Genomic DNA, 6,838 nt, shown 5'->3' with positions numbered 1-6,838 from the left:
TGATGTGCAACCCAAGCATGTGACTTCCATGAATTTCCTCATTTGTGATCGTAATAATCGGATGGTTTTAATGAGATTTGCTACACGCCATCCAGAAAGGTTCCAAAGACCCGCCCTTGATAATGTACCTATGTACACTATATGAGAGGTGCTGTCCAGAAAGTTTTTAGGCCAGGGCGAAATTCTGGACTGAAGCCAATTTGCGCCAGAAAGTTAGGGCCCAGTGGGTATTATCAAAGGGCGCTGTGGCTGTCTAATGCGGCAGAGATATCTTGCGTTTTGGCTTTGACAGAGAGTACGTGCCCGTGGCGCGGATAAGCGGGCCTTCGAGGGCGCCGACTCGTAAGTTCCCAGATCGCGCATCAAGGAGGCAGGAGACTGTATACTTCCGGTCCAACTTCAAGTGTGACGACGGCGCCGAAGAGAGTCATGGGTGTGCAATCGTAGATCAAGACAGGTAGAATCTGACCGATTAGTCGACGATTGCCTTGGAAGACAACAATCCGGTCACATGAGGTGCGACCAACTAATTGAGTCAGTGGAGAAGGTGCAGCGGCAAGATCGCCTAATTCTTGGGCATCATGGGAGTGGGACGAATCTGCCAAGGCAATGGTTGCATTTTGCTCAGCGGTACGATCGAAGCGGTGGGCGTGTTTGCTGGGCCCTTCAACTAGAACTTGGACAGTGTGGCCGATCAATTGTTGATGGTCTTCCTCGCTAATACTGTTTTGCACGGCCAGCAGTTGGTTATTGCGGCGACGTTTGATTTCCTCCGGTACGTCGTCGGGCCACAATTCCGGAGCTTTTGTGCCGGGCCGTTGACTGTATTTGAAGATAAAGCTGTTTTTGAATCGTGCTTCGCGGACCAATGTTACAGTCTGTTGGAAATCTTCCTCGGTTTCGCCACAAAAGCCGACGATAAAATCGCTGGTAATGGCGGCGTGCGGTATGGTGGCTCGAATTCGGTCCAGCATTTCGCGGTACTCTTCCACGGTGTAACCGCGCTTCATCCGCTTGAGAATGACATTCGAGCCGCTTTGGGCCGGAACGTGTAAATACGGACAGCATTTTGGCAGATCGCGGACTGCTTGGAGCAGATCGTCGGTCATGTCCTTGGGAAAGTTCGTCACGAACTTCAATCGCGCCAGCCCTTCGATGTCGTGCAGGCGGTAGAGCAAATCGGAAAGACGTGTTGTGGCAGCGCCCTCCGTGTGACGGTAGCTGTTGACGGTTTGCCCTAACAGGGTAATTTCGCGACAGCCTTCGGCCGCCAGCTTTTTTGCTTCGGCAAGGATGTGCTTGGGATGTCGCCCTTGTTCCGGGCCGCGGACACGAGGAACGATACAGTAAGTGCAGAATTTGTCGCAGCCGATTTGAATACGCACGAATGCCTGATAGGGGGAAGGGCGCATTTGTGGATCGCGATCAGGGTCGTAACTTTCGAAGCTCTGCTGAATATCCTCTCGATTTCCCGCCTTGCGGTCCAAGCTGACTTCCAAACGAGGCCCGCTGCCGGCAGCAATTTCTTCTAGCAATTTCGGCACTTGGTGCAATTGTCCGGGACCGACTACCAGGTCCACATACGGGGCGCGTTCCAAAATTAAACGTTGATCTTTCTGAGCCATGCAGCCCAATACACCGATTATTTTTTGCGGATTTTGTTCTTTGGTATGCTTTAGCCGTCCTAAAGCACTGTAGATTTTGTCTTCGGCATGCTGCCGAACGCTGCAAGTATTGAAGAGAATCGTATCGGCTTTGGCCGGCGATTCGGTCAGTTCGTAACCCGCTTTGCGCAACGCAGCCACGACGAGCTCGCTATCGAGCACATTCATTTGGCAGCCGACCGTTTCGATGTATAAGTGCTTGGCCATGGTAGATGACCGGCCCCCTGGCTGAAGTTCGGGCAATAAGATAACCGATCAATTCTAATCGAGAATAATCATCCGAGAAAACAGGGAAACCCTCAATAGGGATGATGAACGAGTGGAATTCATCCCAATTTTTCGCCCGGCAGCAGAGCATGGCCTCGCAGAAATTCACTGGCCGTCATAATTCGTTTTCCAGCAGGTTGAAGCCGATCGATGCGCAGCGAGCCTTTGCCGCAAGCAACGATTAGCTGATTGGAAAGAGCCTGCTGAATTGTTCCGGGAGTACTTGTCGGCGGACCGATGGAGACCTGGGCAACATCGTCCAGCGGCTGGACGATCTCCAATATCAGCCGCAGTGGCTCGGAGTTAGGCCGTTTCCAAAAAGTATAGGTTTTCGGCCAAGGTTGCAGGGCACGAACCTGATTATAAATTGCAACCGCCGAGCGCGACCAATCGACCAGCCCATCTTCTTTTTTGAGTCGCGGCGCTTTGGTAACCGACCGGGGGTCTTGAACGATGCCTGGCGTCGGCGCACCTCCAGCGAGAAGTTCAATGGATTGATGGATTGCACCTACCCCCAAGGTAGCCAATCGCGATTCAAGTTCCGGCGCTGTTTCAGCCGGGCCAATCGGTGTACGGAATTGAACTAAGGTTGGCCCCGCATCAAGCTGCGGTGTCATGTGAATGACGGTTACGCCCGTTTCCGCTTCGCCATGATAGATGGCCCAATTGATCGGTGCAGCTCCACGGAATTTGGGCAACAACGAGGCATGGAGATTGATTCCACCCATCCGCGCCAAAGCTAATGTTTCCTGTGAGAGAATTTGGCCATAATCACACACGACAAACAAATCGGCCGCTCGATCGCACAGCCAAGCGTGTGCCTGGGGTGAATTGATGCTTTCAGGTTCGAAAACAACGATCCCCCGGCGCAGAGCTATTTCGCGCATTGGATTGGTGGGCTTTTCCCGGTGATGTGTCGTTCGTTCAGGCCGGGTGATAAGCGCCAGTACCTGATGTTGGGAATTGAGCAGGAATTCAAACGAAGGTACGGCGGAGGGGCCTGTGCCCATGATAATCAGACGAAGGGATGGGCAGGAGATGGAGAAAACGACGGCTAGAGGCTGAATGCTGCGCGTTGATGACTGTTTCGCCGAAGAGTTTACATTGGAATTGTCCGCGGTGCTCATTTCCGTACCCCGTTCAAATTCCTTGTTAAGTTCTGAGCCGTTCCAATTCTTGAAGTCGGAGCTTTAGCGCAGCCTCATCGGGCATTTCGCCATGTTCTTGCTGGCTGGTAAACTGAATTTCGAATTCTCGTAACGCGTCGCGCAATTCTAATTGTGCAGCTGTACCGAGGCGATCGACAAACAATTTGCCATTCAGATGATCGGTTTCGTGCTGCACGACGCGGGCTAGCAGTCCGTCAGCTTCGAGATGCACGGCTTCTCCAGCAAGATTGAAGGCATCGATCATTACATGCTCCGAACGTTTTACGTCGGCATATAGTCCCGGCAGGCTAAGACAGCCTTCTTCCGCCTCAGCAGAACCCTTGTGACGACTCAGCACAGGGTTGATAAAGACCATCTGTTCACCCTTGGCGGGATCTGACTGCAAATTAGAAATAAAGAAACGATACGGCAAATCCACTTGATTTGCCGCCAATCCAACCCCTTTGGCCTCGTACATTAACTCGAACATCCGTGCAATGATGCTGCGCAGTTCAACATCGACTCGTTTCAGCGGCTTGGAAACGTGTCGAAGCGTTGGGTGCGGGTATTGGATAATTTTCAGGTCGCTCATGACTACCACTACGATGGCCGACATTGCGGCCGGAGAGTTCTATGGATTGGGCGCCGGCTTAAGTCGGTTGGATACGACGATGTTGCTCTCATGCAATGTTAGCAAAGCGTTAGGAAAACGACTTTTGAAGTCGCGACATATTGGCCATCGCCATTATGGTTGAACTAATATAAATATCTGCAATAGCGTGGAGAGACTGAGTTATGGAGAAGCATGGATTCGCAGTGCTAAAAGTGCGATCCGCAAGTATTTAGAAGACAGGCGGTTTGAGGCCTGTTTAGGCCAAAGGAAGCTAGTCTTACCAGTAGTAGTGGATGGTTACCTGCAGTACGGCAATTGGTAATGTTCGAATCTCGGAATCCACTTTCCTCCATTTTTTTCTATAATCGTATTTGGGAGGTTGTGCTCCAAGGATGTCGCCTTAGTATGGTAGGACACTCGCCCACAACTGCAAGGTCCGGAAGGTTAATGGACAGGTCTAAGAGGCATGCTATTCGAGATTCAGACCTTGGAAAAAGAAACCGTGCATTGGTCACTGTACTTCAATTGGTCAACATTAGGAGCTAATCAACGACAGGGTTGAGGCAACATGGGCAAACCATCATCTTTAGAAGACTATAAACAGATTACAAGTTTTCAAACGCTGCGCAAAACTCTGCTCCAAGCTCAGTTTTCCGCAGAATTGGAAAGGCCACTGGCATATTGGGCTTTGCCGGGCGATCGGCGTTTACCCTTGGCATTTTTAGGCCGCACGTTACAAGACTTGCTGCAAACTTCTTTCGAGGAGCTAGCCGCAACGCCTGGCATCGGTCAGAAAAAAATTAGCTCCTTAATGAAATTGCTATCACGGGTGACGAAGAGGAAGGTTCCAGCCGACTCGCAAGCATATGGCAGTCTAGTGAGTGAGAGAAAACTATCGGCGGTCCGAAGCGTTCGCTCACCGAGAGAATTTGACCCTCAGGATGTCTCCGAAGCAGATTGGGAGCAATGGCGTGACACCGTGCGACGTCATGGAATAGGTACGGAGAAACTTGGACGGCTAGCCCCGTCTTTGCAGTGGTTGCCGACGGTCATTTGGCACATGCCTCTATCAACATATCTCGATTATTCTATTGCGGAAATGCGTCAACTAAAAACGCACGGGGAGAAGCGGGTGCGAGTGATTCTTGAAGTGTTCCATGCCGTCCATGAGGCACTAAGTCAGGCACCGATCAAAAGTCATTTAACACCACGCCTGTTCCCGAAATTTGTGACTCCCTTGGAATTGTGGGTTGCTGCCGCACTGGAGATGCCCGATGGGCTGTCGCATCATTCGGTCCGTGAATTGTTGGCGGTTCCGATAACTGATCAGATTCAAATTGATTGCGGTCAGACGATTGCGAGGTTAGCCGAGGGAAGGCTGGGACTCCACGGTGTACCCCAAAGCGTCAGAATTCAATCCAAACGAATGGGTGTGACACGTGCGCGAGTGTATCAATTATTGGGAGAGTGCCAGCAAGTGATGGCGGTGCGTTGGCCGGAGGGACGTTTACTACTCACCTGCTTGCGCCAAAAGCTGGAAACCTTGCTAGCGGCGCCTGAGGGATTGAAGTTGCTGTGTGCAGTGACGGAATTGTACTTTCCTGACGACGAAGAAATGTTGCGTCGAAAGTTGGAGAAGCTCGACGAGAAGAAAGAATAGTTCGCCGGCGGAATCAACGGCATTACCTTCGGCGATGCGAGTGGCGTTGTTTGTTCCTTTCGGATGGTTGCACGCTTCTGTGTGGTGCATCGGTGCGGTGCTGGACGCGAGGAACCGAAGACTGGATATTGGACACTTTTTGGCCTGTCTGCCATTGGGCTTCCGCCGCTGCAGCATCTCTTAAGGCTGCAACCAGCGATAGTTTATACTTTGAATAATGCCCCAATTGACACACCGCGATCAATCGTCCTGTGGCCTGCGCTGGGGCGTTCCACCAGGGCCGACTGCGGATTAAGTCTTGCAAGGCCACAAGAGAATGCAAAAAAAGTCCTCTCAGGCCACCGGTTTGAGTGATATGCCGCCAGTAAAAGCGTTCAGACCACAAGCCCGATGAAAAGCCCTTTGGCTGAAGTTCAGTCATTGAAGAAGCGAATATCTTGCAGTCGGGTTCTAGCAACAACTGCCAACCTGCACAGCGCAATGACAGTGCGAGATCGATATCAGCCAGTTCATCACCCACCGCGACGGGTAATCCTCCACCAAATGCCCGGAGCGCGGATTTTCGATAAAACGCTGCTTGAAGCAGTGGACCAAGCGTTGTCGATAACGAGTCATTTGCGGCCCGAGTCGAGCGACAAATAATCCTCCTTCCGCCGCGGTCGTAGCCCACACCAGCAGCTAGTAAGCGTTCGTGGTCTTGACGGTCGTAGATTACCGGCGTAACTGCTGCTACACGCGGATCATCGAAATGAGCCAGGGCGTGCTCCATCCAGTTATGACTGGCTTCGCAGCCTGTTGCTAGAAGATGTACGATCGGGGCACGAGACGCCGAGATGCCAAGATTGATGCAGTCGATGAGACCAGTGCCTGCGGGCGCTTGGAGTATTTGAATTTCCCCCTGGAGATGGTACGGGTCGTTGTAGGGAGTATTCAGTACTACCAAAACCTCACATGTATCCGTTCGACGTTCTAACACGGAGAGCAACGTGGTTTCCAAACCCTCCGTATTACCTGTCACGGGGATGATGCACGCGACACTAAACACAAATCACATCCTGTAAGCGCGACCAAGAGAGGTCCTATCGGTCGAAACTAAGAGTCGGGTTCTGCGTGTTGTAAGCGTAAACGAACTGTTACCGCATGTTCGTTAGTTTCGACCGCAAACTGGTGGCGTGTTTACCCAAACCCATCTTGGTCAATTATGGCAAGCCGTAAAGTTTGCGCAACTTCCGTGGCCTGACGAAAAAGAATGACAATTTGATGAATAGGCCTAGTAACTCACAAAATGCGCAAGGCATCGCCTCATAGCACAAGCTATTGTCTCACCGGTATTTTTCGTTAGGCCATCTAAATAGGTACTCCACCTGATCGAAGCGCATTTAGGCTGCGGAAGCGAAGGTGTGTTGCATATCAAGGTAGTGATTATTGTTGGCTTGAAACCAGTCGTAGGCCAAGTCGAGCAGCTCCTCCAGCGTGCGACAGCGGT

At 51.5% G+C, this 6,838-nt stretch carries 5 protein-coding genes; 1 reads left to right on the top strand and 4 read right to left on the bottom strand.

The window, feature by feature from the left end:
- Positions 1–362 precede the first annotated feature (362 nt).
- The 3 genes from miaB to def form a co-directional block, all read right to left on the bottom strand.
- Positions 363–1,871, bottom strand: coding sequence for a tRNA (N6-isopentenyl adenosine(37)-C2)-methylthiotransferase MiaB (gene miaB / locus VMJ32_07780; protein HTQ38911.1), 1,509 nt, complete (start codon positions 1,869–1,871; stop codon positions 363–365).
- A 119-nt stretch (positions 1,872–1,990) separates the two neighbouring features.
- The gene (gene fmt / locus VMJ32_07775) at positions 1,991–2,941 is read right to left on the bottom strand and encodes a methionyl-tRNA formyltransferase (GenBank protein ID HTQ38910.1); all 951 of its coding nucleotides are present in this window, start codon (positions 2,939–2,941) and stop codon (positions 1,991–1,993) included.
- 142 nt (positions 2,942–3,083) lie between these two features.
- Positions 3,084–3,671, bottom strand: coding sequence for a peptide deformylase (def, locus tag VMJ32_07770; protein ID HTQ38909.1), 588 nt, complete (start codon positions 3,669–3,671; stop codon positions 3,084–3,086).
- A gap of 589 nt (positions 3,672–4,260) precedes the next feature.
- Here def and VMJ32_07765 point away from each other — a divergent pair.
- Positions 4,261–5,352, top strand: a complete 1,092-nt coding sequence (locus VMJ32_07765; protein HTQ38908.1) for a hypothetical protein — start codon at positions 4,261–4,263, stop codon at positions 5,350–5,352.
- A gap of 22 nt (positions 5,353–5,374) precedes the next feature.
- Here VMJ32_07765 and VMJ32_07760 read toward each other — a convergent pair whose 3' ends face one another.
- On the bottom strand, positions 5,375–6,397 hold the full coding sequence (locus VMJ32_07760) for a glycosyltransferase family 2 protein (protein ID HTQ38907.1): 1,023 nt from the start codon (positions 6,395–6,397) through the stop codon (positions 5,375–5,377).
- Between the last annotated feature and the right edge of the window lie 441 nt (positions 6,398–6,838).

The organism is Pirellulales bacterium (assembly GCA_035499655.1).
GTDB lineage: Bacteria > Planctomycetota > Planctomycetia > Pirellulales > JADZDJ01 > DATJYL01.
The sequence above is the reverse complement of the archived record's forward strand: the minus strand, read 5'-3'. Positions and strand labels throughout refer to the sequence as shown.